The sequence below is a fragment of the Candidatus Symbiopectobacterium sp. NZEC135 genome, assembly GCF_025962695.1.
In genome coordinates this window covers 1-899 of record NZ_JAGFPF010000838.1, presented here as the reverse complement: position 1 = coordinate 899, position 899 = coordinate 1, and the positions used below count along the sequence as shown (strand labels likewise).

The 899-nt window shown below is 57.2% G+C and carries 2 protein-coding genes; one reads left to right on the top strand and one right to left on the bottom strand.

The features are described from left to right. A partial coding sequence (locus tag J5224_RS30855) for a LysR substrate-binding domain-containing protein (protein WP_264628832.1) occupies positions 1–536 on the top strand: 536 nt, incomplete at its 5' end. 33 nt (positions 537–569) lie between these two features. Here J5224_RS30855 and leuD read toward each other — a convergent pair. Next, on the bottom strand, positions 570–899 hold a 330-nt coding region (gene leuD, locus J5224_RS30850; protein ID WP_264628831.1), incomplete at its 5' end, for a 3-isopropylmalate dehydratase small subunit.

Sequence of the window (899 nt, the reverse complement as noted above, 5' to 3'; positions counted from 1 at the left end):
TCGAGCTGACGCTTAACGATCGGATGGTCGATCCGATTGAGGAGGGTTTTGAAGTGATCGTACGCATCGGTGAACTGGCCGACAGCTCGTTGATCGCCTGGCCGCTAAGGCCCTATCGGCTGATTGCCTGCGCCTCACCTACCTATGTGGCGCGCGAAGGTTTCCCTGAAAAACCCAGTGATTTGGCGCATCACGCTTGTCTGGTGTATGGCGAATGGACGCCCACCGTGCCGTGTCGCTGGCTGTTCCAGCGTGAAGGGCAGAGCGAAGAAGTCCGGCCAACCGGGCGATTTCGCGCCAATGACTGGAAAGCGCTGCTGCATGCGGCAATCGAGGGCTATGGCGTCACCCTGGGTCCTGCCGATGTGTTAGACAAAGAGATTGAGGCCGGACGTTTGGTGCAGGTGCTGCCGGAGTATCAAGGCCCCGCCCGCCCGATGCATGTGCTGGTGCCTGCGGCACGGCGGCAAACGGTCAAGATTCGCTGTTTTGTGGAGGCGTTGAGGGAGGCTTTTGGCGAAGGTTTAGGCTTGTGAAAAAGAAGGCACCGCAGCGCGGTGCCTTGTGATTTAACGCAAAAATGCCGGTTGCTGCTGTTCGTAGCGCGCAATGGCGTCTTCGTGTTGCAACGTCAAGCCGATGCTGTCCAGCCCGTTGATCATGCAGTGACGGCGGAAGCTGTCGATCTCGAACGGGTATTTTTTCCCACCGGCATCGACCGTCTGCGCTTCCAGATCGACGGTAAAGGTAATGCCCTGTGTGCCGTCGACCAGTTTGAACAGGTCGTCGATATCAGCGTCACTCAGTTTTACCGGCAGCAGTTGGTTGTTAAACGCGTTACCGTAGAAAATATCCGCAAAGCTTGGGGCGATCACCACATGAAAACCGTAGTCGGTCAG